This window comes from Mycolicibacillus trivialis, from assembly GCF_002102395.1.
Classification (GTDB): domain Bacteria; phylum Actinomycetota; class Actinomycetes; order Mycobacteriales; family Mycobacteriaceae; genus Mycobacterium; species Mycobacterium triviale.
Window position 1 is genome coordinate 28,818 of sequence record NZ_LQPZ01000007.1, and the last position, 24,243, is coordinate 53,060.

At 70.3% G+C, this 24,243-nt stretch carries 19 protein-coding genes; 7 read left to right on the forward strand and 12 right to left on the reverse strand.

Translation table 11 applies throughout. The annotated features are described in order from the left end of the window. Positions 1-5: 5 nt before the first annotated feature. Together AWC30_RS01345 and AWC30_RS01350 are read right to left on the reverse strand one after the other, a co-directional pair. On the reverse strand, positions 6-1,127 hold the full coding sequence (locus AWC30_RS01345) for an acyltransferase family protein (protein ID WP_085107784.1): 1,122 nt from the start codon (positions 1,125-1,127) through the stop codon (positions 6-8). Next, the gene (locus tag AWC30_RS01350; RefSeq protein WP_085107787.1) at positions 1,124-2,800 is read right to left on the reverse strand and encodes a DEAD/DEAH box helicase; all 1,677 of its coding nucleotides are present in this window, start codon (positions 2,798-2,800) and stop codon (positions 1,124-1,126) included. Before AWC30_RS01350 ends, AWC30_RS01345 begins: the two co-directional genes overlap by 4 nt. A gap of 166 nt (positions 2,801-2,966) precedes the next feature. On the opposite strand from AWC30_RS01350, the gene AWC30_RS01355 reads away from it, so the two are divergent. Further along, positions 2,967-3,545, forward strand: a complete 579-nt coding sequence (locus AWC30_RS01355; RefSeq protein WP_420093267.1) for an LppP/LprE family lipoprotein — start codon at positions 2,967-2,969, stop codon at positions 3,543-3,545. A 35-nt stretch (positions 3,546-3,580) separates the two neighbouring features. Next, complete coding sequence (locus tag AWC30_RS01360; RefSeq protein ID WP_085107793.1) at positions 3,581-4,945, forward strand: FAD-binding oxidoreductase; 1,365 nt, start codon at positions 3,581-3,583, stop codon at positions 4,943-4,945. A gap of 8 nt (positions 4,946-4,953) precedes the next feature. Here AWC30_RS01360 and AWC30_RS01365 read toward each other — a convergent pair whose 3' ends face one another. Next, positions 4,954-6,927, reverse strand: a complete 1,974-nt coding sequence (locus tag AWC30_RS01365) for an MFS transporter (protein WP_085107844.1) — start codon at positions 6,925-6,927, stop codon at positions 4,954-4,956. A gap of 323 nt (positions 6,928-7,250) precedes the next feature. Between AWC30_RS01365 and AWC30_RS01370 the strand changes: the two genes are divergently transcribed. From AWC30_RS01370 to AWC30_RS01380, 3 genes are all read left to right on the forward strand, one after another. Then, positions 7,251-8,084 (forward strand): hypothetical protein, encoded by an 834-nt coding sequence (locus AWC30_RS01370; protein ID WP_234807891.1) that lies wholly within the window; start codon positions 7,251-7,253, stop codon positions 8,082-8,084. A 106-nt stretch (positions 8,085-8,190) separates the two neighbouring features. Beyond that, a complete protein-coding gene (locus tag AWC30_RS01375; RefSeq protein WP_085107796.1) occupies positions 8,191-12,006 on the forward strand; it encodes a multifunctional oxoglutarate decarboxylase/oxoglutarate dehydrogenase thiamine pyrophosphate-binding subunit/dihydrolipoyllysine-residue succinyltransferase subunit in 3,816 nt (1,271 codons plus the stop codon). A 118-nt stretch (positions 12,007-12,124) separates the two neighbouring features. Then, on the forward strand, positions 12,125-12,955 hold the full coding sequence (locus tag AWC30_RS01380) for an SDR family NAD(P)-dependent oxidoreductase (RefSeq protein WP_085107799.1): 831 nt from the start codon (positions 12,125-12,127) through the stop codon (positions 12,953-12,955). A gap of 7 nt (positions 12,956-12,962) precedes the next feature. On the opposite strand, the gene AWC30_RS01385 is transcribed toward AWC30_RS01380, so the two are convergent. After that, positions 12,963-13,772 carry a glycine betaine ABC transporter substrate-binding protein gene (locus AWC30_RS01385; protein WP_372507290.1) on the reverse strand — a complete coding sequence of 270 codons (810 nt, stop codon included), beginning with the start codon at positions 13,770-13,772 and terminating at the stop codon, positions 12,963-12,965. A gap of 52 nt (positions 13,773-13,824) precedes the next feature. Then, positions 13,825-14,994 (reverse strand): NAD(P)-dependent malic enzyme, encoded by a 1,170-nt coding sequence (locus AWC30_RS01390; RefSeq protein WP_109561877.1) that lies wholly within the window; start codon positions 14,992-14,994, stop codon positions 13,825-13,827. Between the two features lie 106 nt (positions 14,995-15,100). Here AWC30_RS01390 and corA point away from each other — a divergent pair, with 106 nt between their 5' ends. Continuing rightward, on the forward strand, positions 15,101-16,198 hold the full coding sequence (gene corA / locus AWC30_RS01395; protein ID WP_085107805.1) for a magnesium/cobalt transporter CorA: 1,098 nt from the start codon (positions 15,101-15,103) through the stop codon (positions 16,196-16,198). Position 16,199: 1 nt separating this feature from the next. On the opposite strand, the gene AWC30_RS01400 is transcribed toward corA, so the two are convergent. From AWC30_RS01400 to AWC30_RS01430, 7 genes are all read right to left on the reverse strand, one after another. Beyond that, positions 16,200-16,808, reverse strand: coding sequence for a suppressor of fused domain protein (locus AWC30_RS01400; protein WP_085107808.1), 609 nt, complete (start codon positions 16,806-16,808; stop codon positions 16,200-16,202). After that, entirely contained in the window at positions 16,805-17,959 is a 1,155-nt protein-coding gene (locus AWC30_RS01405; protein ID WP_085107811.1) for an ABC transporter ATP-binding protein, read from the reverse strand. Before AWC30_RS01405 ends, AWC30_RS01400 begins: the two co-directional genes overlap by 4 nt. Positions 17,960-17,963: 4 nt before the next feature. Then, positions 17,964-18,800 (reverse strand): carbohydrate ABC transporter permease, encoded by an 837-nt coding sequence (locus tag AWC30_RS01410; protein WP_085107813.1) that lies wholly within the window; start codon positions 18,798-18,800, stop codon positions 17,964-17,966. Next, positions 18,793-19,710, reverse strand: coding sequence for a carbohydrate ABC transporter permease (locus AWC30_RS01415; RefSeq protein WP_085107816.1), 918 nt, complete (start codon positions 19,708-19,710; stop codon positions 18,793-18,795). The genes AWC30_RS01410 and AWC30_RS01415 overlap by 8 nt, the downstream gene beginning before the upstream one ends. After that, positions 19,707-21,116: an extracellular solute-binding protein gene (locus tag AWC30_RS01420; RefSeq protein WP_207568379.1), complete on the reverse strand. Its 1,410-nt coding sequence runs from the start codon at positions 21,114-21,116 to the stop codon at positions 19,707-19,709. Before AWC30_RS01420 ends, AWC30_RS01415 begins: the two co-directional genes overlap by 4 nt. A 38-nt stretch (positions 21,117-21,154) precedes the next feature. Then, a complete protein-coding gene (locus AWC30_RS01425; protein ID WP_085107819.1) occupies positions 21,155-21,676 on the reverse strand; it encodes a YflT domain-containing protein in 522 nt (173 codons plus the stop codon). Positions 21,677-21,806: 130 nt separating this feature from the next. Beyond that, on the reverse strand, positions 21,807-22,772 hold the full coding sequence (locus AWC30_RS01430; RefSeq protein WP_085107821.1) for an HpcH/HpaI aldolase/citrate lyase family protein: 966 nt from the start codon (positions 22,770-22,772) through the stop codon (positions 21,807-21,809). Positions 22,773-23,042: 270 nt separating this feature from the next. On the opposite strand from AWC30_RS01430, the gene AWC30_RS01435 reads away from it, so the two are divergent. Continuing rightward, on the forward strand, positions 23,043-24,243 hold a 1,201-nt coding region (locus AWC30_RS01435; protein WP_234807892.1), incomplete at its 3' end, for a lytic transglycosylase domain-containing protein.

Below are 24,243 nucleotides of genomic sequence, written 5' to 3' on the forward strand. Positions count from 1 at the left end.
CCCGTTCAGCGCAGGTCGGTGTAGCGGTGCAGCAGCCACGACAGCGGAATCGTCGGCACCAGCGTCACCGCGAACAGTGCCCACATCGAGCCGGTGTAGACCGGCCACTGCAGCACCTCGACCATCACCACCTCCATCAGCACCATGTGGATCAGGAAGATCTCGTAGGAGATCTCCCCCAGCCACACCATCGGCCTGCTGCCCAGCAGCCGGGCGTACCAGCCGTCGTCGCCCAGTGCCAGCGGGGCCACCGCCAGACCGGCGATCACCGCGTAGAAGGCAGCCTTGACCAAGGCCTCGCTCAGTTCGCGCGGCGAGGTGGTGGGTTCGCCGCCGATCGGGGTGGAGACGATCAGGTAGCACACCGCGATCAGCGGAAGCACCGCGAAACCGTAGGCGCGCACCCCCATCGCCTGCAGCACCGCCAGCGCCATCCCGGCGACGAACCAGGCCAGATACGCCGGCGGCCACAGCCGCGCCCCGTCGGGAAGCCAGTCCACGGTGTGCACCAGGACCAGCCACGCCGGGGTGATCGCGGCCAACCCAGCCAGCCCGGCCAGCAACCGCCCCGGGCGCCACTGGCGCCGGCACAGCGTCACCATCAACAGGAACGCCAGCAGCGGTAACAGGATGTAGAAGCCGACCTCCACCGCCAGGCTCCACATCTGGGTCAGGCCCTGATGCAGATAGGAGAACATGTAGTTGTCGGTGTAGATCTGGGTCAGGGTGAGGTTGCGCAGCAACCCCTCCCAGGTGTGCCCCGGGTTGGGCCCGGCGGTGCGGAAGTGGTAGACGAGGTAGGCGCCCAACACCGTGACCATGTAGGCGGGCATGATGCGGCGGATGCGGTGGCGGGTGTAACGGCGCAACGACGGGCTCGGCCGCTCGTGCACCGCGGCCTGCACCCAGCGGCGATACAGCAGGAATCCGGAGAGCACGAAGAAGATCGGCACCCCGATCTCCATCCGCGAGCCGAGCAGCCCGAGGTAGCCCTGCGGGTATTTGCCGGTGGTGTAGGCGGCATGGGTACCGACCACCAGAAGCGCTGCGACAGCCCGGATCCCGGTGAGCGACTCGACCCGGTAGACCTGCGGCGGCCGTGTCGCAGCGGGCCGAGCCACCGTCATCCGGATCGGGTCCGGCGCGGCGGACGATCCTGCTGCAGGTTGATCAACACTCCGGAGATCCGGGTCTTCTCCAACGCCTTGAGAGTGCTGCGCGGCAGTTTCGCCGGCAACTCCACCAGCGAGAAGTCACCGCGGATGCTGATCTGCCCGAAGTCGCTGCGATGCAGACCGCCCTCGTTGGCGATGGCCCCGACGATCGAGCCGGGACCGACCTTGTGTCGCTTGCCGACCGCGATGCGGTAGGTGGCGAACCGTTTGTCGCCGCGCGCACCGCCCTTGCGGGCGCCTTTGCGGTCGTCGCGTCCCGCTTTGCGGTCGGCCCGGTCGCGACGCGCCTCCGGGGGCGGCTCGACCATGAGGAACTCGTCACCGTTGCGGGACTGCAGCGCCAGCGCCGCGGCGATGTCGGCCATCGGGACGTCGTGGTCGCGTTCGTACTCCTCGACCAGGCTGCGGAACACGTCGAGCCCCGACGCGCTGAGCGTGTCGGTGATCGAGTCGCGGAACTTGGCCACCCGCTGGGCGTTGACGTCGTCGACGGTGGGCAGTTCGGCTTCGGTCAGCTTCTGCCGGGTCGTGCGCTCGATCGCCTTGAGCAGGTGGCGTTCCCGCGGCGAGACGAACAGCAGCGCGTTGCCCGACCGGCCAGCCCGGCCGGTGCGGCCGATCCGGTGCACGTAGGACTCGGTGTCGTGCGGAATGTCATAGTTGAGGACGTGTGAGATCCGCTCCACGTCCAGCCCCCGGGCCGCCACGTCGGTGGCCACCAGGATGTCCAGCGAACCGTCCTTGAGCGCGGCGATGGTCCGTTCCCGCTGGCCCTGCGGAATGTCGCCGTTGATCGCGGCCGCCGCCAACCCCCGCGCGCGAAGTTTCTCCGCGACCTCCTCGGTGGCCTGTTTGGTGCGGACGAACACGATCATCGCTTCGAACGGCTCGACTTCCAGCACCCTGGTCAGCGCGTCCATCTTGCGCGGCCCGGCGACCTGGATATAGCGCTGGGTGATGTTCTCGGCCGTCGCGGTCTGCGCCTCCACGGCGACCTCGACCGGGTCGTGCAGGTATTTCGCGGTGATCTTGCTGATCGCCGGCGGCATGGTCGCCGAGAACAACGCCACCTGCTTGTACTCCGGGGTGTCGGCGAGGATGCGTTCGACGTCCTCGGCGAAGCCCATCTGCAGCATCTCGTCGGCCTCGTCGAGCACCAGGTAGTCCACCCGGGACAGGTCCAGGGTGCCGCGCTCCAGGTGGTCGATGACCCGGCCCGGGGTGCCGACGACCACCTGGGCGCCCCGGCGCAGTCCGGCCAACTGCACCCCGTAGGACGCCCCGCCGTAGATCGGCAGCACGTTCAGCCGCGGCAGGTGGGTGCCGTAACGGCTGAACGCCTCGGCGACCTGCAGGGCCAGTTCCCGGGTCGGCGCCAGCACCAGGGCCTGGGTGGCGCTGCTGGCGGTGTCGATCTTGGACAGGATCGGGGTGGCGAAGGCCGCCGTCTTCCCGGTGCCGGTCTGGGCCAGCCCCACCACGTCGGACCCCGCCAGCAGCGCCGGGATGGTGGCGGCCTGGATCGCCGAGGGCGATTCGTAGCCGACGTCGTGGACCGCCTGCAGCACGGCGGGGTGCAGTTGCAGGTCGGCGAAGGTCGGGGCGGCGGCGTCCGGGGAGCTCATGGCGAATAGCAGTCTACGGGCAACCCGGCCGGCCTCGACGCCGAGCGCCGCCGGTGGATCGGTGCACGTCGGCCGGGGTGCACCCGGCCCGCCCCGCCCCGGTGTGGCGGGCACCACGGTGACCGTCGGCCCGGCTTACCCGCCCCGGGCCGCGACGACCGGTACGGTGCCCGATGTGTTGTGGCGCGGTCGGGTGGTGAGCGTGGTGGCGGCGGCGTTGCTGGCGGCCGCCGCGCTGGCCGGGTGCGGGTCAGGGGACTCCACCGTGGCCAAGACCCCTCCGCCCACCTCCGCGCAGCTGCCGCCACCGCCGGCGGATCCGCCCGCGGCCGCCGAACCCGAACCCACCAGCACCGCCCCGCCGGACCCGTGCGCGGTGGACCTGGCCGCCCCGGCCATCGCCGAGGCGGTCTCGCGGTTGCCCCAGGATCCGCGCAGCAGGCAGCCGTGGAATCCCGAACCGCTGGCCGGCAACTACAACACCTGCGCGCAGCTGTCGACGGTGATCGTGGCCGCCAACACCAACGCCGCCAACCCCAACACCCGGGCGGTGATGTTCCATCGCGGCGAGTTCGTCGCCGAGGGCGTGCCGGACACCTTCGGGTTCAACGGCATCGACCTGGCCCAGTGCACCGACGACACGGTCGCGCTGACCTACGCCACCGGCATCGCGGGGCTGACCAGCGTGGTGAAGTTCCGGTGGAACGGCGCCGGCGTCGACCTGATCTCCAACTCCACCGGTTGACCCCCCGAGCCGCGACGGTGTGCTAAACCGGCAGGGTGGCTGCCTCCTTGACCGACCGGCTGCGTTCGGTGGTCGGCTCCGGGCACCTCAGCACCGACGCCGACGTGCTGGCCGCCCACAGCATCGATCACACCGGCCGGTACCGCGGACACGCGAGCGCCCTGATCCGGCCCGGTTCGGCCGGCGAGGTCGCCGAGGTGCTGAGTGTCTGCCGGGCCGCAGGCGCGCACGTCACCATCCAGGGCGGGCGCACCTCACTGGTCGCGGGCACGGTCCCCGAACACGACGACGTGCTGCTGTCCACCGCCCGCCTCAACCGGATCGGTGAGGTCGACACCGCCGAACGGCGACTCACCGTCGGTGCCGGGGTGACGCTCAGCGACCTGCACCACGCCGCCGGGCGGGCCGGGCTGCTGTTCGGGGTCGACCTGAGCGCCCGCGACACCGCCACCGTGGGCGGGATGGCCGCGACCAACGCCGGCGGGCTGCGCACCGTCCGCTACGGGAACATGGGCGAGCAGGTGCTCGGGCTGCAGGTGGTGCTGCCCGACGGGACGGTGCTGAACCGGCGCAGCCGGGTCCGACGCGACAACACCGGCTACGACCTGCCCGCCCTCTTCGTCGGCGCCGAGGGCACGCTCGGGGTGATCACCGAACTCGAGGTGCGGCTGCACCACCCGCCGGCCCACCGGATCACCGCCGTCTGCGGGTTCGGCGAGCTCGCCGGGCTGATCGAAGCCGCCGGAGCCTTCCGCGACCTGGACGGCATCGCCGCACTCGAGTTGATCGACGGTGCCGCAACGGTGCTCACCGACGAGCACTGCGGCGTGGGAGCCCCGGTGGCGGGAAACTGGTTGCTGCTGGTGGAGCTGGTCGCCGACCGCGACCCGACCGGATACCTGGCCGACGCGCTCACCGCGGTCCGCCTCGACGGCGAGCCGGCGGTGGGTGTCGACGCGGTCGCCCGGCAGCGGTTGTGGCAGGTGCGGGAGTCGATCGCCGATGTCCTCGGTGTCTTCGGCCCGCCGCTGAAATTCGATGTGTCACTGCCGCCCGCACAGATTCCCGGGTTCAGCCGGGATGCCGCGCAGGTGATCAGATCGCATGCACCCGAAGCGATCCCGGTGCTGTTCGGGCACCTCGGTGAGGGCAACCTGCACCTCAACGTGCTGCGCTGCCGCTCCGACGGCGAGACCGAGAACCGGCTGTACGCGGCGATGATGGAACTGATCGCCGAACACGGCGGCAACGTCAGCTCCGAACACGGTGTCGGCAGCCGCAAACGCGCCTACCTGGGGATGTCGCGCGAGCCCGCCGACATCGCCGCGATGCGCACCGTCAAATCCGCCTTCGACCCGACCGGCTCCCTGAACCGTGCGGTGTTGTTCGACGCGGACTGAGCCGGCGGCTACCCGCGGTCGCGGCGGGCGTGCCTGCCGTAACCGCCGCTGTCGTCGAGTGGTTCGTGCAGCGGTTGACCCAAGGCGTTGAACATCCGGTCCACCCGGAACAGTTCGTCGGTGTCGATGTCGTCGTGGTGAGGTCGGCGCGGCGGCGCGAGGTCGCCGGCAGCCGGTACCGGCGGCGGTGTGGCCACCCGTGCCCCGTCGTGCTCGAGCGGCAGGCCACGAAGCCGGTCGGTGTCGGTCTCGTTGTGCATCAGGGCGACCAGTTCTTCGGTCTCCGGTGCGCGCAGGGACGCCCCGCCGGCAGGCTCCAACGGGTCGGGCCAGAACGTCTCGGGCAGCACCCCATCCCAGGAGGAGCCCCCGGTGCCCGCATGTGATGGGGCGATCTGCAGCGCGTCCTCGTGCCACGGGTCCTCGAGCACTGCGTCCTCGGGCAGTGCATCCTCGGCCGGCGGGCCGCCGGGCGACCCGTCCACCGGAGCGATCTCGTCGGTGTCGACCTCGCGTCCACCGCGGCCGAGGTCGACGGTCCGCCCGGCCCGCGATCCGGTCTGGGCGTGGATCGTCGTGATCACAGTGGCGCCGAACCCGATCATGAACAGTGCCGCCGCGACTCCGAACAGGGCGATGAACGCCGGCAGCAGGGTGGCCTGCGACATGGCGGCGGAGAACGGGATGTGCAGGAAGTCGGGCAGCCGCAGGATCTCCCCCTCGACGCCACCGGCGTGACCGCCCGCCGGCATCGCCGGCATCTCGGCGGTGAGCCGCCAGGTCATGAACGCCGCCATCCCGGCGCTGCCCAGCACCGTGCCGAACTGGCGGGTGGCGTTGAACACCCCCGAGCCGGCGCCGGCCAGGTCCGGTGGCAGGTTGCGGGTGGCGGTGGCCGCCAGCGGCGACCAGATGAACGCCATCCCGATCCCGATCACGGCGAAGATGACCACCAGCCGCCAGATCGGGGTGGTCGGGGTCATGTCCAGCGCGAGCCAGGTGATCCCGATGGCCAGCACCGAGAAGCCGAAGCCGACCACCGGGCGCGGGTGGACCCGGTCGACGATCTTGCCCACCAGCGGCGCGAGCAGCCCGCTGGCGATGGCCGTCGGCGCCGTCAGCAGCGCCGAGCGGGTCGGGGACAGGCCGCAGACCCCCTGGGCGTAGAACATGACCGGGAACATCATCGCCACCGAGACGAACCCGATCACCGCGACCGCCACGTTGGCGACACTGAAATTGCGGTCGGCGAAGATGTGCAACGGGATCAGTGGTTCGGCCCGGTTGATCGACTGCCAGTACACGAACGCCGTCATCAGGCCGATCCCGGCCACGATCACCGCCCAGATCCACGGCTGCCAGTGGTGCGACTGCCCCTCCTGCAGCGCGAAGACCAGTAGGAACACCCCCAGGCTCGACAACAGCACGCCGATGAGGTCGAACCGGTGATTCTGGGTGGGCAGATCCGGGATCAGCCAGGCCGCCAGAGCGAGCCCGACGATCCCGATCGGCACGTTGACGAAGAAGATCCATTCCCAGCCCAACGCGTCGACCAGCACGCCCCCGGCCAGCGGACCGATGAGGGTCGCCACCCCCGCGGTGGCCCCCCACACGCTCATCGCCACGCCGCGCCGGTCGGCCGGGAAGATGCGGGTGATGGTCGACAGGGTCTGCGGGGTCAGCAACGCCGCACCCAGGCCCTGCACCACGCGGGCAGTGATCAACATCTCGACGCTGCCGGACAGCCCGCACCACAGCGACGCGACGGTGAAGACCGCCAGCCCGATCAGATACAGGTTGCGCGGACCGAACCGGTCCCCCAGCCGGCCGGCGACCAGCAACGGCACCGCGTAGGCCAGCAGGTAGGCGCTGGTCACCCAGATGACCGTGTCGTAGCCGATGTTCAGGTCGGTCATGATGCTCGGGTTGGCGACCGCGACGATGGTCGAGTCGACCAGGATCATGAAGAACCCGACCACCATCGCCCACAGCGCGGGCCACGGGTTGGCTACCCGGTCGCCGGCCCGCCGCGGGCGCGCGCTGGTGGTGGTCACGTAACCATCTCCGTACCTCGGCCGGGCCGCCGACCTCGAAGAACGCGCGGGAGTCGCGGCGTCGCGGAGGTGTCGGCCTCAGGTCTTTTCGAGTGGGTGATCCGTTGCGACGTTACGGTCCGCGTCCCGCCCGGACAACTCCGGCGGCGACCGGCGCCCGCCACGGTGACCGTGGTCACCGGCGGGCACTTGTCGCCGCCGCGTTACGTTGGACGGACGTTCACCCCGCGCACACCCGGCAGGGAGGCCCGATGCGTTTCCGGCGCACAACCGCGGATCGACTGCCCGAACCGGTCGACACCGAACCGACCGCCGCCGCGTTGGTGCTGTCCCGGATCATCGAGCGGGGCTCGCGGATGCAGGGCCCGGCGGTGCATGCCTATGTCCGGCGGCTGCGGGACGCCCATCCCGGCGCCGGTCCCGTCGAGATCACCGGCAAGCTCGAGAAGCGTTATCTGCGGGCGGTGACGGCGAGCGGCGCCGCGGTCGGTTCCAGCGCGACCGTTCCCGGGCTGGGCACCCTGACCGCGCTGGGCAGCGTCGCGGCCGAAACGGTGCTGTTCCTGGAGGCGACCGCCCTCTACGTCCTGGCGCTCGCCGACGTGCACGACATCCCCGTTGAACACCGGGAGCGTCGCCGCGCACTGGTGCTGGCGGTGCTGGTGGGCGACGAGGGCAAGCACGCCGTGCGCTCGCTGCTCGGTCCCGGCCGCACCAACGGGGCGTGGCTGACCGACGGCGTCGCCGCCGTGCCGCTACCGGCGGTGACCAAACTCAACACCCGGTTGCTGCGGTACTTCGTGCGCCGCTACACCCTGCGCCGGGGTGCGTTGACCGTGGGCAAGATGCTGCCGATGGGGGTGGGGGCGGCGATCGGCGCCGGCGGCAACCGGATGATGGGCAAGAAGATCGTGGCCAACGCCCACGCCGCGTTCGGCGATCCGCCCGCCCAGTGGCCGGCGCCGGTGCAAGCGCTGGATTCCGGAACGTACCGGAGCCTCGCGGTGGCGGCCCTCTCCGAGCCGGCGCCGGGTGCACCGGACGGCGCGGCCAACTTGCCTAGCGGAATGTCCGGGAAGCGATAGCCTTTATGTGGGCGGAAGCCGCGCCGAGAGCCGCGGTGCGGAAAGAGTAGTGGCAGGTGGCCGTCGAGGCGGCCTGTCGGACGAAGGAACGAGGCGAGCAGCTGCTGTGAGCAGTACAAGTTCACCATTCGGGCAGAACGAATGGCTGGTCGAGGAGATGTACCGCAAATTCCGGGACGACCCCGACTCCGTCGACCCGAGTTGGCACGAGTTCCTCGTCGACTATCGGCCCGAGCCCGCCGACGGCGGCGCGACCCGACCGGCCGCTGCACGGCCGGCTTCGGCGACCCGCTCCTCGGGGTCGGCATCCGGGGCGTCGAGCGGTTCGGCCAAGACCGAGCCGGCGCAGAAGCCGCCGGCCGACAAAGCCGAGTCGCCCGCCGAACAGCCGGCGCGCAAGGAATCCGCGAAATCGGCGCAGTCCTCGACCAAACCGGCGTCCAGCAAAGCCGCGGCCGCTAAACCCGCCGCGAAATCGGAGGGCAAGCCGGCCGCCAAGTCCGACAGCAAGCCGGCCGGCTCGACCAACGGCGAGGTCCAGGTCCTGCGGGGGGCCGCCGCCGCCGTGGTCAAGAACATGTCGACGTCGCTGGAGGTGCCGACCGCCACCAGCGTGCGCGCCATCCCGGCCAAGCTGATGATCGACAACCGCACGGTCATCAACAACCACCTCAAACGCACCCGGGGCGGCAAGATCTCGTTCACCCACCTGCTCGGCTACGCGATGGTGCAGGCGGTCAAGAAGTTCCCGAACATGAACCGCCACTTCGCCGAAGTCGACGGCAAACCCAGTGCGGTCACCCCCGAGCACACCAACCTCGGCCTGGCCATCGACCTGCAGGGCAAGGACGGCAAACGCTCCCTGGTGGTCGCCGGGATCAAACGCTGCGAGACGCTGCGGTTCGCGCAGTTCGTCGCCGCCTACGAGGACATCGTCCGCCGCGCCCGCGACGGCAAGCTCACCGCCGACGACTTCTCCGGGGTGACGATCTCGCTGACCAACCCGGGCACCATCGGCACCGTGCACTCGGTGCCGCGGCTGATGGCCGGGCAGGGCGCGATCATCGGGGTCGGCGCGATGGAGTACCCGGCGGAATTCCAGGGCGCCAGCGAGGAGCGCATCGCCGAGCTGGGGGTCGGCAAGCTGGTGACGCTCACCTCGACCTACGACCACCGCATCATCCAGGGCGCCGAGTCCGGTGACTTCCTGCGCACGGTTCACGAACTGCTGCTCTCCGACGAGTTCTTCGACGAGATCTTCCGCGAGCTGAACATCCCCTACGAGCCGGTGCGGTGGCGCACCGACAACCCCGACTCCATCGTGGACAAGAACGCCCGGGTGATGGAGTTGATCGCGGCCTACCGCAACCGCGGCCACCTGATGGCCGACATCGACCCGTTGCGGCTGGACAACTCCCGCTTCCGCAGCCACCCCGACCTCGACGTGCTCACCCACGGTCTGACGTTGTGGGACCTGGACCGCGAGTTCAAGGTCAGCGGCTTCGCGGGCAAGGAGTACAAGAAGCTGCGCGATGTGCTCTCGGTGCTGCGCGACGCCTACTGCCGCCACATCGGGGTGGAGTACACCCACATCCTCGAACCCGAGCAGCAGCAGTGGCTGCAGCAGCGGATCGAGACCAAGCACATCAAGCACACCGTCGCGCAGCAGAAGTACATCCTGAGCAAGCTCAACGCCGCCGAGGCATTCGAGACCTTCCTGCACACCAAATACGTGGGGCAGAAACGGTTCTCGCTGGAGGGCGCCGAGACCATCATCCCGATGATGGACGCGGTGATCGACCAGTGCGCCGAGCACAGCCTCGACGAGGTGGTCATCGGGATGCCGCACCGCGGCCGGCTGAACGTGCTCGCCAACATCGTGGGCAAGCCCTACTCGCAGCTGTTCACCGAGTTCGAGGGCAACCTGGACCCCTCGCAGGCGCACGGCTCCGGCGACGTCAAATACCACCTCGGCTCCACCGGTGTGTACCTGCAGATGTTCGGCGACAACGAGATTCAGGTCTCGCTGACCGCCAACCCGTCGCACCTGGAACTGGTGGACCCGGTCCTGGAGGGCCAGGTCCGCGCCAAGCAGGACCTGCTCGACCACGGCCGCGACGACACCGACGAGCAGCGCGCCTACTCGGTGGTGCCGCTGATGCTGCACGGCGACGCCGCGTTCGCCGGCCAGGGCATCGTCGCCGAGGTGCTCAACATGGCGCAGCTGCCCGGCTACCGGATCGGCGGCACCATCCACATCATCGTCAACAACCAGATCGGGTTCACCACCGCGCCGGAGCACTCCCGCTCCAGCGAGTACTGCACCGACGTGGCGAAGATGATCGGCGCGCCGATCTTCCACGTCAACGGCGATGACCCGGAGGCCTGCGACTGGGTGGCGCGCCTGGCGGTGGACTTCCGGCAGAAGTTCAAGAAGGACGTCGTCATCGACATGCTCTGCTACCGGCGGCGCGGGCACAACGAGGGCGACGACCCGTCGATGACCAACCCGGCGATGTACGACGTGATCGACACCCGCCGCGGGGTGCGCAAGAGCTACACCGAAGCCCTGATCGGTCGTGGCGACATCTCGATGAAAGAGGCCGAGGACGCCCTGCGCGACTACCAGGGCCAGCTGGAGCGGGTGTTCAACGAGGTCCGTGAGCTGGAGAAGCACACCGCCGAGCCGAGCGAGTCGGTGGAGTCGCTGCAGATGATCCCGGCGGGCCTGTCCACCGCGGTGGACAAGGCGCTGCTGGCCCGCATCGGCGATGCGCATCTGGAGTTCCCCGAGGGCTTCGACGTGCACCCACGGGTGGAGCCGGTGCTCAAGCGGCGCCGGGAGATGGCCTACGAGGGCAAGATCGACTGGGCGTTCGCCGAACTGCTCGCGCTGGGGACGCTGGTCTCGGAGGGCAAACTGGTGCGGCTGTCCGGGCAGGACACCCGCCGGGGCACCTTCAGTCAGCGCCACTCGGTGCTCATCGACCGGGAGACCGGCGCCGAATTCACCCCGCTGCAGCTGCTGGCGACCAACGCCGACGGCACCCCGACGGGCGGGAAATTCCTGGTGTACGACTCACCGCTGTCGGAGGCGGCCGCGGTCGGCTTCGAATACGGCTACACGGTGGGCAACCCCGATGCCTTCGTGCTGTGGGAGGCACAGTTCGGCGACTTCGTCAACGGCGCGCAGTCGGTGATCGACGAGTTCATCTCCTCCGGTGAGGCCAAGTGGGGCCAGTTGTCCAGCGTGGTGCTGCTGCTGCCGCACGGCCACGAGGGCCAGGGCCCCGACCACACCTCCGGCCGGATCGAACGGTTCCTGCAGCTGTGGGCCGAGGGGTCGATGACGGTCGCAATGCCCTCCACCCCGGCCAACTACTTCCACCTGCTGCGCAGGCACGGGCTGGACGGCATCCAGCGGCCGCTGATCGTGTTCACCCCCAAGTCGATGCTGCGCAACAAGGCCGCGGTCAGCGACGTCCGCGACTTCACCGAGATCAAGTTCCGCTCGGTGTTGGAGGAACCCGACTACGAGGCCGGCGAGGGCGACCGCAGCAAGGTCACCCGGATCCTGTTGACCAGCGGCAAGCTCTACTACGAGCTGGCCGCCCGCAAGGCCAAGGACGAGCGCGACGACGTCGCGATCGTGCGGGTCGAGCAACTCGCGCCGCTGCCGCGCCGGCGGCTGCGCGAGACCCTGGAGCGCTACCCCAACGTGACCGAGCACTTCTGGGTGCAGGAGGAGCCGGCCAACCAGGGGGCCTGGCCGTCGATGGGGCTGACCCTGCCCGCGGTGCTGCCCGACCTGCTCACCGGGATCCGGCGGATCTCGCGGCGCGCCATGTCCGCGCCGTCGTCGGGCTCGCACAAGGTGCACGCCGTCGAGCAGCAGGAGATCATCGACCAGGCCTTCGGCTGAGTCCGCGCCCCGCCCGTCGGGGCGCACTCGCTCTCCGTTGAACGCCGCCCGTGGTGCGTACAGTGACAACCGAACCGGTGTGTCGACGGGCGCGCACACCCACAACGGAAGGGTTCGCATGGAGGGGTTTGCCGGAAAAGTCGCCGTCGTCACCGGTGCGGGCTCGGGTATCGGCCGCGCGCTGGCTCTGGAACTGGGCCGCTCCGGTGCGAAGGTCGCGATCAGTGACGTCGACACCGAAGGTCTCGCGCAGACCGAGCAGCAGCTGATCGCGATGGGGGCGCAGGTCAAAGCCGACCGCCTCAACGTCGTCGAACGCGAGACGGTGCTCGCCTACGCCGACGCCGTCCGCGATCATTTCGGGGCGGTCAACCAGATCTACAACAACGCCGGGATCGCCTTCACCGGCGACGTCGAGATCAGCCAGTTCAAGGACATCGAGCGGGTGATGGACGTCGATTTCTGGGGGGTGGTCAACGGCACCAAAGCGTTCCTGCCGCACCTGATCGCCTCCGGTGACGGGCACGTGGTCAACATCTCCAGCATCTTCGGCTTGTTCTCGGTGCCGGGGCAGGCCGCCTACAACTCGGCGAAGTTCGCGGTCCGCGGGTTCACCGAGGCACTGCGGCAGGAGATGATGCTGGCCAAGCACCCGGTGCGGGTCACCTGCGTGCACCCGGGTGGGATCAAGACCGCGATCGCCCGCAACGCCACCGCCGCCGACGGCCTGGACAGCAACGAGCTCGCCGAGTTCTTCGACAAGCGACTGGCCAGCACCACCCCGGAGCGAGCCGCGCGCATCATCTTGGAAGCGGTGCGCAAGAAGCGCGCCCGGGTCCTGGTCGGCCCCGACGCCAAGGTGCTCGACGTGCTCGTGCGCCTCACCGGGTCCGGCTACCAGCGGCTGTTCTCCGCCCTGTTGGGCCGGGCGATGCCCGCCTCGCGCTGACGTCGGTTCAGCGCCCCAGCGGGTGCTCGGCCAGCCAGGACTCGACCACCACCTGCGGGTCGGCGCCGCCGTCGACGCGGCGGCGCATCGCGGTCAGCCCGGCGGTGTCGAGCACCCCGGCCACCTCGTTGAGCGCCAGCACCTGACGTTCGCTCAACTCCGCGCGTCGGTACAGCGGCACCACGTTCTCCGCCTGTACCAGTGCCGGTGAGCCGTCGATGAGCAGTGCGACGGTCTCCGGGGCGTCCGGAGCGGCGGTACTGGTCCAGCCAGCATCGATGTCCCCCTTCTCCAGCGCGGTGAACATCGCTGTAGCGGAGGGGAACTCACGGTTGTTCAGCCGACAGGAGCCCACCTTGGCAGGCGCCTCGTCACCCGCGACCACCCCGACGGTCAAGCCGTGGCAGTGCCGCGGCAACACCCGAAGGTCGGTTCCGCCCCAGGCCCGGGCGGTCTTCTCGGTCACGGCCAGCGCCGGCTTGTCCTGCGCCGCGGTGGCGTAGTCGCCGGCCGCCAGGCCCTCGGGCAGCGCGGCGACCATGGCGCGGTAGACCGCCTTGGCCGACCGCGGGGTGGCGTCGGGCTGGAACCGCCGCAGCAGCCGTCCGGTGAGCCCCGGGGCCACGGCGGCCGCACCGGTGTCCAGGCCGGCGACGGGGTCGTCGGTCACGGTCACCTCGGCGGGGGTGCCGGCGTCGCGCAGCGCCGCGGCGTACAGGTGGGCCAGGACCTGCGACCGCACCGCGTCGGTCGCCCCCACCCGCATCACCGGCGCGGGCGCCGGGGCGACGCAGGCGGCGATCAGGGCGGCCAGCAGACCCAGCGTCAGCAGCCGCAGACCGGTCGTGGGGTTCACCGGTGTCCGCAGGCTAGGACTCCGCCGCTTCGGCGACCGCCGCCGCGACGGCCGGCCCGACGCGCGGATCCAGCGGGCTGGGCACGATGTAGTCGGCGGCGAGGTGTTCGGCGGCCACCCCGAAGATGGCCTCCGCGGCCGCGACCTTCATCTTCTCGGTGATCCGCCGGGCGTCGGCGTCCAGGGCGCCGCGGAAGACGCCGGGGAAGGCCAGCACGTTGTTGATCTGGTTCGGGAAGTCGCTGCGCCCGGTCGCCACCACCGCGGCGTACTTGCGGGCCAGGTCGGGATGGACCTCGGGGTCGGGGTTGGACAGTGCGAACACGATCGAGTCCGGTGCCATCGAGGCGATGAGCTGCTCGGGCACCACGCCGGCCGACACGCCGAGGAACACGTCCGCTCCGTCGAGTGCCTCGGCCAGCCCGCCGGTGCGTCCCGCCGGGTTGGTGCGGGCGGCCAGGTCGGCTTTGACGCTGGTCAGGCTGTCGCGGTCGGCGTGCACGATGCCCTGCGAGTCCAGCACCGTGACGTCCCCGATCCCGGCGGCCAGCAGGATGTTGGCGCAGGCCACCCCGGCCGCGCCGGCGCCGGAGACCACGACCCGCAGCCCGGTCATGTCCCGGTTGAGCAGCCGGGTCGCACCCATCAGGGCGGCGAGCACCACGATCGCGGTGCCGTGCTGGTCGTCGTGCATCACCGGGCAGTCCAGGGCCTCGACCACCCGGCGCTCGATCTCGAAGCAGCGGGGGGCGGAGATGTCTTCGAGGTTGACCGCGCCGAAGGTGGGCCGCAGCCGCACCAGGGTCTCCACGATCTCGTCGGGGTCTTTGGTGTCGAGCACGATCGGGATGGAGTCGAGTCCGGCGAACGCCTTGAACAGCGCGCACTTGCCTTCCATCACCGGCAGCGAGGCGGCGGCGCCGATGTCGCCGAGGCCGAGCACCGCGCTGCCGTCGCTGACCACCGCGACCAGCCGGTCGGCCCAGGTGTAGCGGGCCGCCAGGGTGACATCGCCGGCGATGGCCCGGCTGACCTGGGCCACCCCGGGCGTGTAGGCGATCGAGAGGGCCCGCTGGGTGTCCAGCGGGGTCTTCAGCTCCACCGACAGTTTCCCGCCCAGGTGAGCTGCGAAAATCTCTTCGTCACCGATGACCAGATGAGAGGGTTCCGCCGCGTCTGCCACGGCGTCAGGGTACTTCACCTCGACCTGGCCGCCGCGTCAGCCCGGCCCGGCGCGGGTGTCGACGCGTAGCATTTTCGGCGACGCCGCGGCGATGGGAGGACCAGCGATGCCGACGTTTCGGGGATTGCCGTCGCTGCGCCGGGCGGGCGCCGTGACACCGCCGCCGGACGCCGAAACGGCGCCCTCTCCCCCGGTCGACCGCGTGGTCGTCGACTGCGGGGTGTACGTCGACGGGGAGCGTCGCGCGGGCCGGTTCACCCCGGCGCAGGCCCGGGCCGCGGCGCGGGAGGTCACCGCCGCCGGCGGGCAGGCGTTCGCGTGGCTCGGACTGCACCAGCCCGACGACGTGCAGATGGCGGAGGTCGCCGAGGTGTTCGGCCTGCATCCACTCGCGGTCGAGGACGCGGTGCACGCCCACCAGCGACCCAAGCTGGAACGCTACGACGACTCGCTGTTCTTCGTCATCAAGACCGTCAACTACGTCCCGCACGATTCGGCGGCGGCCCGCGAGATCGTGGAGACCGGCGAGATCATGATCTTCGTCGGGCGGGACTTCGTGGTGACCGTCCGGCACGGCGACCACAGCGGGCTCAGTGAGGTGCGTGCCCGCCTGGACGCCGACCCGGCGCACCTGCGGTTGGGCCCCTACGCGGTGCTGCACGCCATCGCCGATCACGTGGTCGACCACTATCTGGAGGTCACTGCGTTGATGGAGACCGACATCGACGACGTCGAGGAGGCGGCGTTCACCCCGGGCCGCAAGACCGATGTGGAGCCGATCTATCTGCTCAAGCGCGAGGTGGTCGAGTTGCGTCGCTGCGTGGCTCCGCTGTCGACGGCCTTCCAGCGCATGCAGAACGACAACAAGGACTTGATCTCCCGGGAGGTGCGGCGCTATTTGCGCGACGTCGCCGACCATCAGGCCCACGCCGCCGAGCAGGTCACCAGCTACGACGAGATGCTCAGTTCGCTGGTCGACGCGGCTCTGGCCCGGGTGGGGATGCAGCAGAACACCGACATGCGCAAGATCTCGGCGTGGGCGGCGATGCTGGCGGTGCCCACGCTGATCGCCGGGATCTACGGCATGAACTTCACCGACATCCCGGCCCTCGACTCCCGGTGGGGCTACCCGGTGACCATGCTGGTGATGTTCGGGATCTGTGCGCTGCTCTACCGCACCTTCCGCCGCAACGACTGGCTGTAGCTCAACTCGGTTGAGAGGCGCGGCGATTGGGATCCAACACGTCGACGCCGTCATCGATCCAGGCCTGACGGAGCGCGTCGGGACCCTTGATGCGCACCCAGGCGCCCTCGGTGGGGGTGATCGGTGTCGCGGTGAGGAACCGCACCGGTTCGGCCGGGGCCGGCAATTCCAGGTCGGCGATGGTGCTCTCGCTCAGCAGGACCGCGGTGAACGGCACCGGTCCGCGCGCCCCCTGCCACAACGGCGACCCGAAGTCGATCAACGCGTCGGGTGCCAACACGACACCGTCGACGCCGGGCGCGGCGGCCAGGACCGCCAGACTGCGGGCGATGCCGTCGGCCGGCCCGATGTCACGCACGCCCAGCACCACTTCGGCGCGTGGTCCGCGCACCGGGTCGGCGATGATCTCCGACGGGTCGGCCATCGGGTGTTTGGCACAGCCCACCGAGACGTAATGGACCACGCCGTCGGCGTCGGGCCGGTAGCGCAGCACCTCGATCGGCTCACTGCCGAGGAAGGTGACGCTGGCCGCGTCGGGTTCGTCGGGCACACCGGCGGCGGCGAAGTGTTCGGTCAGGTGGCGGCGAACCAGGTCGGCGACGTCGGTCATGCCGAGGCGAGGGTGGTCGGGAGGGTCAGGTTGACGCCCGATGCCGCGTCGAAGACGACGAAACGGTCGGTGTCGAGGGCCAGCGTCATCGAATGGCCCGCCACGGCAGCCGATTCCGCCGGGACCCGCGCCACCAGTTGGAGCGTGTCCGCGCCGCCGGTGGTGCCCGATGCACTTTGCGGGTTGGCGAAGTAGAGGTATTTCTCCGATCCCAGTGATTCCACCAGGTCGATGGTGACGGTGAACGTCAGCGTTGTCGACCGTTGCTGCTCATCGAGTAGCGCGGCGTCGTGGAGATGCTCCGGGCGTACCCCGATCACCAGGGCGTCGGGGTCGCCGGGGGTGAGCGCGGCGCGGGTGGAATCGTCGATGGCGAGCGTCCCGAACGGCAGCCGCAGCCCGTCGGCGGTCAGGGCGGCGGGGAAGAAGTTCATCGCCGGGGAACCGATGAAGCCGGCCACGAACCGGTTGGCCGGCTGGGTGTACAGCTCGTCGGGGGTGCCGATCTGCTGGACGACGCCGGCGTTCATGACCACCACCCGGTCCCCCAGCGTCATCGCCTCGGTCTGGTCGTGGGTCACGTAGACGGTGGTGGTGCCCAGCCGCCGTTGCAACCGGGCGATCTCGCTGCGCATGGCGACGCGCAGCTTGGCGTCCAGGTTCGACAGCGGCTCGTCCATCAGGAACGCCTGCGGGTGGCGCACGATCGCCCGTCCCATCGCGACCCGCTGCCGCTGACCGCCGGAGAGTTGGGCGGGTTTGCGGTCCAGCAGTGCGGTGAGGTCCAAGGTGGCGGCCACTTCGGCGACCTTCTCGGCGATGTCGGATTTCTTCTTCTTGGCCAGCGTCAACGGGAAGGCGATGTTCTGTCGCACCGTCATGTGCGGGTACAGCGCGTAGGACTGGAACACCATCGCGATGTCGCGGTCCTTGGGCGCGGTTTCGTTCATGCGCCGGCCGCCGATGCGCAGTTCTCCGGAGGTGATGTCCTCCAGCCCGGCGATCATGTTCAGGGTGGTCGACTTCCCGCACCCCGACGGCCCCACCAGGATGATGAATTCGCCGTCGGCGATGGTGATGCTGAACTCGTGCACGGCGGTGGCCCCGTCCGGGTAGCTCTTGGTGACCCGGTCCAAAACGATGTCGGCCATCGGGTTATCCCTTCACCGCACCGGACGTCAGCCCGGCGACAATCCGTCGTTGGAAGATTAGAACAAAGACGATGATCGGCACCGTGATGACCATCGCGCCCGCCGCGATCGAGCCGGTGGGCTCTTCGAATTGGGAGCTTCCGGTGAAGTTGGCGATCGCGACCGGTGCCGTCACGGCCGCCTTGGTGGCGGTCAGCGACAACGCCAGCAGCAGGTCGTTCCACGCGAAGATGAACACCAGGATCGCCGCGGTCACCACCCCCGGGGCGGCCAGCGGAACGATCACCTTGCGGAACGCCTGGCCGGGTGTCGCCCCGTCCATCTGGGCGGCTTTCTCCAATTCCCAAGGGATCTCACGAAAGAACGCCGCCAGGGTGTAGATCGACAACGGGAGCGCGAAGGTGATGTAGGGGATGATCAGCCCCGGCCAGGTGTCGAACAGCCCGATGCGACGTTCGATGTCGAACAGCGGTGTGACCAGGGAGATCTGCGGGAACATCGCCACCAACAGCGCCGCGCCGACCAGCAGTTGCTTACCGGGGAACGCCAGCCGGGCCACCGCGTAGGCGGCCATCGCACCGATCGTCACCGCGATCGCGGTGGTGATCAACCCGATACCGATCGAGTTGACCAGTGCCGCACCGAAGTACCCGCCCGAGAAGATCGCGCGGTAGTTGTCGAAGGTCACCGTCGACGGAATCAGCTTGCCGTCCTTGACCGATGAGGTCGGCTTGAGCGACAGCGACAGGATCCACAGCACGGGCAGCAGCGCGTAGGCCACGACCAGCAGGTTGATCGCTGTCCAGCCGAGGCGTCGGCGCGCGGTGGGGCGGTCAGCCATGATCCGGGTCCGCTCCCGGCGCGGCGGCGCCGAACAGTTTGACGAAGACGAACGCGATGATCACCACGCACAGGAAGATCAGGACCGAGATGGCCGACCCCAGGCCGACGTTGAACCCTTTGAACAGGTTGTCATAACCCAGGATCGACACCGATCCGGTGTCGTTGGAGCCGCTGGTCAGCACATAGATGTTGTCGAAGATCCGGAACGCGTCCAGGGTGCGGAACAGCAGCGCGACGAGAATCGCCGGTTTCATCATCGGGATCGTCACCGTGATCAGCCGCCGCCACGGGCCCGCCCCGTCGACCGCGGCCGCCTTCAACAGCTCGTCGGGCACCAGCGCCAGACCGGCCAGCAGCAGCAACGCCATGAACGGGGTGGTCTTCCACACCTCGGCGAGGATGATCACCGCCAGCGACGGGATCTGTTGGGTCAGTGGGGCGCTGCCGGCGGGCAGCAGGTCGGCGAGGTAGCCGGTGCCCGGCGTCCAGGCGTAGTACCAGCTGTAGGCGGCCGCCACCGTGACGATGCCGTACGGGATGAGCACCGCGGTGCGCACCAGCCCTTTGGCCAGCAGGGTCCGGTGCATCACCAGGGCCAGCGCCAGCCCGAGGACGAGTTCGATGGCCACCGAGATCACGGTGATGGTCACGGTGACGGTGAACGCGCTCCACCAGTACCGGTCGGTCAGCACGGTCACGTAGTTGGCCAGCCCGACGAACGCGGTGTCGTCGGGGGTGGCGAGGTTGGACCGCAGCAGGCTCAGCCACACCGCGTAGCCGATCGGGTAGGCGGTGACGGCCAGCATGAGCAGCACCGCGGGCGCGATGAGCAGGTAGGCCAGGCGTCGCTCGGAACGCTGCCGCTCGGAACGGCCCGCCGAGGTCGGCACGGTCGGCACGGTGGTCACGGGATCAGGCCCTTCCCGTCGAGCGCCTTCTGCACCTGCTCGGCGAGGTCGTCGGCGGTGGTCTCCGGGTCGATGGCACTGATCGGGGCCAGCGTCGCCGACATCCGGGTGGACACCACCTGGTAGACCGGGGTCTTGGGGCGCACCGCGGCGTCGACGAGCTGGCGGCGGATGAGTTCGTGCTGCGGATAGCGGGCCTGGAACTGCGGGTCGTCGTAGACCGAGGGCCGCACGGCCGGCAGTCCGCCGCGCACCGACACGTACTTCTGGTTCTCCGGATCGCGCAGACACCGGATGGTTTCGAACGCCTCGGCCCGGTGCCGGGTGGTCGCGGCCACCGCGAGGTTCAATCCGCCGATGGTGACCCGGGCGGGCCGATCCGGGTGCATCGCCGGGTAGGGGGCGGCGCCGAACACCTCGCCGGCCGCCGCGTAGGCGGCCCGGAACTGCTCGTCGGTCGGGTTGAACGCCCCGGCCGCGTCGACCGCGCCGGCCAGCTCCGGGTCACGTTCCAGTGGCAGGAACCCCACCCCGCCCTTGATCGCGTTCTCCAGGATCGACGGCAGCACGAACGGCCAGTTGACCTCCATGGCGGCGTTGCCCTGCTCGAGCGCCAACCGCGCCGTGCCCTCGTCGGACTGGGTGATCGACGGGTCCGCGCCGGGTGCGGTGGCCACCGCCTTCATGGTCCGCAAGGCATCGACGGTGGCGGCCCGGTGTTCGGGGGTGTCGGTCAGGGTGACGGTGGTGCCGTCGTCGGACAGCACCCGGCCGCCGGCGCTGGCCAGCAGGGTGTTGAACCAGACCACCAGGCCCTCGTAGCGTTTGGCCTGCACCCCGATCCAGCTCGGCCGGCCGGCCGCGTGCAACCGGCCCGCCTCGGCGACCATCGCGGTCCAGGTGGCCGGCGGCCGCGCCATCAGGTCGGCGCGGTACCAGAGCAGCTGGGTGTTGGTGGTCAGCGGCGCCGCGTAGAGGCGGTCACGCCAGCGGGCGGTCTCCAGCGGACCGGGCAGCGTGTCGGTGCGCGCGTCGTCCTCGGCCAGGCCGGCCGGATCGTCGGAGAGTGGCAACGCCCAGCCGGCGTCGGCGAATTCCGGTGTCCACACCACGTCGAGCGCCATGACGTCCAGCGAGCGATCGTTTCCGGTGAGGCGTCGGGCCAGTTGCAGACGCTGGTCGTCGGCGCCGCGGGGCAGGCTGACCTGCTCGACCGCGAAGCGGCCGCCGAACCGCTCGGTGCAGCGCGCGGCGATCGCAGCGAAGGTGGCCGCTTCGTTGGCGGGCACGTAGACGCTGATGCTCAGTCCGCCGCGTTCGGTGCCGCACGCACCGAGCAAGGTCGCCCCGATCAACGCGGCCGACAGGGCCGCGACGCACCGCCTGGCGCGCCCGGCCCGCTTCACCGGGTGTCCTGCCGGCGCCGCTCCCTCACCTGGGCGCCTCAGATCGCGAGCCGGGCCAACAGGTCACGGGCCTGTTCGGCGCTCTGCGGGTCGCACAGCACGTCGTACCGGCCGGCGACGAGCTGCATGGTCGAGCTGAAGTCGCGGGTGCCGCGGGCCATCGCGTAGGGCACCGCGGAGGTGATCAACCCGAACACGATCCCGGCGACCAGACCGATGAACAGCGCCACCGACAGGTCGTTGCCGAAGAAGCCCAGCAGCAACCCGAGGAACAGACCCAACCAGGCGCCGCTGAGCACGCCGCCGCCGAGGACCTTCGGCCAGCTGAGCCGCCCGGTGACCCGCTCGACCTGCATCAAGTCGACCCCGACGATGGTGACCTGCTCGACCGCGAACTGCTGATCGGAGAGGTAGTCGACGGCCCGCTGCGCCTCGGCGTAGGTCGGGTAGGAGCCGATCGGCCAACCCTTGGGCGGGGTGGGCAGCCGCACCGGCCCACGCCGGTTCGCTGCCGGACCACCCGCGCTCGCGGGCTGACCGGGCTGGAAGGGGCTGGTCATGGTGGTCTCCTCGTCGCTGCTGGTCTGGATCGGCCCCGGTTGACGCCGGTTTTCACGGTGTGCCTGCTCAGCCGCGCACCCGCTAGGGTAGTCAACCCGCGGCGTCTGCGCGGGCCTGGCGGTGGCGCGCTCAGTCCGGCGGGTTGAACGGCGGGGCTTGTCGCCGCATCCCGGCCGCGCGTCCCTTGGCGGCGACCACCAGGGCCATCTTGCGGCTGGCCTCGTCGATCATCTCGTCGCCCAGCATCACCGCGCCGCGCGCGCCGCCGGCGGTCGAGGTGGACCACTCGTAGGCCTCCAGGATCCGTTCGGCGTGGTCGTAGTCCTGCTGGCGGGGGCTGAAGATCTCGTTCCCCGCCTCGATCTGGTCGGGGTGGAGCACCCATTTGCCGTCGTAGCCGAGCGCCGCAGAGCGGTGCGCGACCCGACGGAAGGCGGCGACGTCGCGGACCTTCAGGTACGGGCCGTCGACGGCGGCCACCCCGTGGGCGCGGGCCGCGACCAGGATCGTCATCAGAACGTGGTGGTAGGCGTCGCCCTCGGTGTAGCCCTCGGGTTGCTCGCCGACCACCAGGGTGCGCATGTTGAGGCTGGCCATAAGGTCGGCGGGGCCGAGCACCAGGGCCTCGACCCGCGGTGCGGCGGCGATGGCGTCGATGTTCGTCAGCCCGCGGGCGTCCTCGATCTGGGCATCGATGCCGATCTGACCGGCCGGCAGGCCGTGCCGCGTCTCCAGCTGGGTCAGCAGCAGGTCCGCGGCGTGCACCTGGGTGGCGTCGGTGACCTTCGGCAGCACCACCACGTCGAGGCGGGCGCCGGCGGCGCCGACCGCGGCGACCACCTCGATGAGGTCGGCGTGGGTCCACGGGGTGGTCCAGTCGTTGACCCGGACTCCGAGCACCGGGGCCTGCCAGCCGGGTTCGGCCAGGGCCGCGGCGACCCGGGCGCGCGCGCTGTCCTTGGCCTCGGCGGCGACGGCGTCCTCGAGGTCCAGGAAGACTTCATCGGCGGGCAGTCCCCGGGCCTTGGCGATCATGGCGGGGTTGCTGCCGGGCACCGACAGGCAGGTTCGGCGGGGCCGGAAGTCACTCCTCACGGCAAACACTCTCCCCTTCTCCGCGCCGGCGGGATACGACGGTCCCGGCGGCTGACCCGGCGGCCTGGCCGGCGCCGGCGGCCGCGGCCCGACGAACCGGACACAGCAACGCCGTCAATCCTGCCACTGCAGCCCATGCCGTTATGTATGGTGACGTAGTTCACGAAGGCCGAGCGGCATAGATCACCGCCCGATGAGGTTGAGGACGGTCCCGTGCGTAATGGGGGAGATCCGAGGGAGCGAACATCCCTCGCCGATCGTGCCCGGCGCGTGCGTGCCGTCCTGCGTCAGCGGGTCACCCGGACACCGGCATTCGGGCTGGCAGTGCTCACGCCGCTGGTGCTGGCCGGCACCGTCGGGGCGACGCCGCCACGCACCGCCCAGCCCGCTCCGGTCCACGACACGGCGGTCACCCCGCTGGCAGCGGTCGTGCCGGCGCCCGGCCCCGACCCCGCCGACTCCGACGGGCCCGCGGTGGTGGCCCTCAAACGCCCGCCCAGCAACTTCCACATCGCGGTGGCCGCCGCCTCCGCTCCGCCGCCGCCCAAGATCGTCACCACCCCCGGCAAGCTCGGCATCCCGGGCGTGGCGCTGACCGCCTACCGCAACGCCGAACGCATCATGGCCGAGAACGTCCCGGACTGCGGGGTGAGCTGGAACCTGCTGGCCGGGATCGGCCGCATCGAATCGCTGCACGCCAACGGCGGCGCCACCGACGAACGGGGCACCGCGATCGTGCCGATCTACGGGCCGGCCCTCGACGGCACCCTGCCGGGCAACGAGGTCATCGTGCAGAGCAACCGCAACGGCCGGGTCACCTACGCCCGCGCGATGGGGCCGATGCAGTTCCTGCCGGGCACCTGGTCGCGGTACGCCGCCGACGGTGACGGCGACGGTAAGGCGGACCCGCAGAACCTCTATGACGCCACCCTGGCCGCGGCCCGCTACCTGTGCAGCGGGGGCCTGAACCTGCGGGACCGCTCACAGGTGATGGCGGCGATTCTGCGCTACAACAACTCGGTGCCCTACGCCCAGAACGTGCTCGGCTGGGCGGCCGCGTACGCGACCGGGGTCTTCCCGATGGACTTGCCGCCGATCGTCGGACCGATCCCACCGCTGGCCGACGCCCACTTCGACACGCCGCACGGACTGGGGCCCGACATCCCGGCGGTCGACCCGGACACCGAGATGCCGGTGTCGCACCTACCGCTGATCCGGTTCGGTCAGCCGTGGGCCGATCACCAGGGTTCCCCGCCGCCGGGCCAGCGTCCCCAACAGCCCGACTGCACGGTGATCTGCATCGGAGAGCAGCGGCCGGCCGCCCCGGCTCTGCCGCCCTGGATGGCTCCGCCACCACCTCCCGCGGCGCCGCCTCAGCCGTTCCCCCCGCAGGCGCCGCCGCCCGCGCCGGCTCCCCCGCAGCCGTTCTCCCCGCAGGCGCTGCCCCCGGCGCCGGCGCCACCCGCCGGCC

Excerpts from the sequence above, each read along its gene's own strand:
- AWC30_RS01345 (WP_085107784.1), bottom strand. The coding sequence starts at position 1,127 with ATGACGGTGGCTCGGCCCGCTGCGACACGGCCGCCGCAGGTCTACCGG.
- AWC30_RS01350 (WP_085107787.1), bottom strand. The coding sequence starts at position 2,800 with ATGAGCTCCCCGGACGCCGCCGCCCCGACCTTCGCCGACCTGCAACTG.
- AWC30_RS01365 (WP_085107844.1), bottom strand. The coding sequence starts at position 6,927 with ATGGTGGTCGGGTTCTTCATGATCCTGGTCGACTCGACCATCGTCGCG.
- AWC30_RS01370 (WP_234807891.1), top strand. The coding sequence starts at position 7,251 with ATGCGTTTCCGGCGCACAACCGCGGATCGACTGCCCGAACCGGTCGAC.
- AWC30_RS01380 (WP_085107799.1), top strand. The coding sequence starts at position 12,125 with ATGGAGGGGTTTGCCGGAAAAGTCGCCGTCGTCACCGGTGCGGGCTCG.
- corA (WP_085107805.1), top strand. The coding sequence starts at position 15,101 with ATGCCGACGTTTCGGGGATTGCCGTCGCTGCGCCGGGCGGGCGCCGTG.
- AWC30_RS01400 (WP_085107808.1), bottom strand. The coding sequence starts at position 16,808 with ATGACCGACGTCGCCGACCTGGTTCGCCGCCACCTGACCGAACACTTC.
- AWC30_RS01405 (WP_085107811.1), bottom strand. The coding sequence starts at position 17,959 with ATGGCCGACATCGTTTTGGACCGGGTCACCAAGAGCTACCCGGACGGG.
- AWC30_RS01410 (WP_085107813.1), bottom strand. The coding sequence starts at position 18,800 with ATGGCTGACCGCCCCACCGCGCGCCGACGCCTCGGCTGGACAGCGATC.
- AWC30_RS01425 (WP_085107819.1), bottom strand. The coding sequence starts at position 21,676 with ATGACCAGCCCCTTCCAGCCCGGTCAGCCCGCGAGCGCGGGTGGTCCG.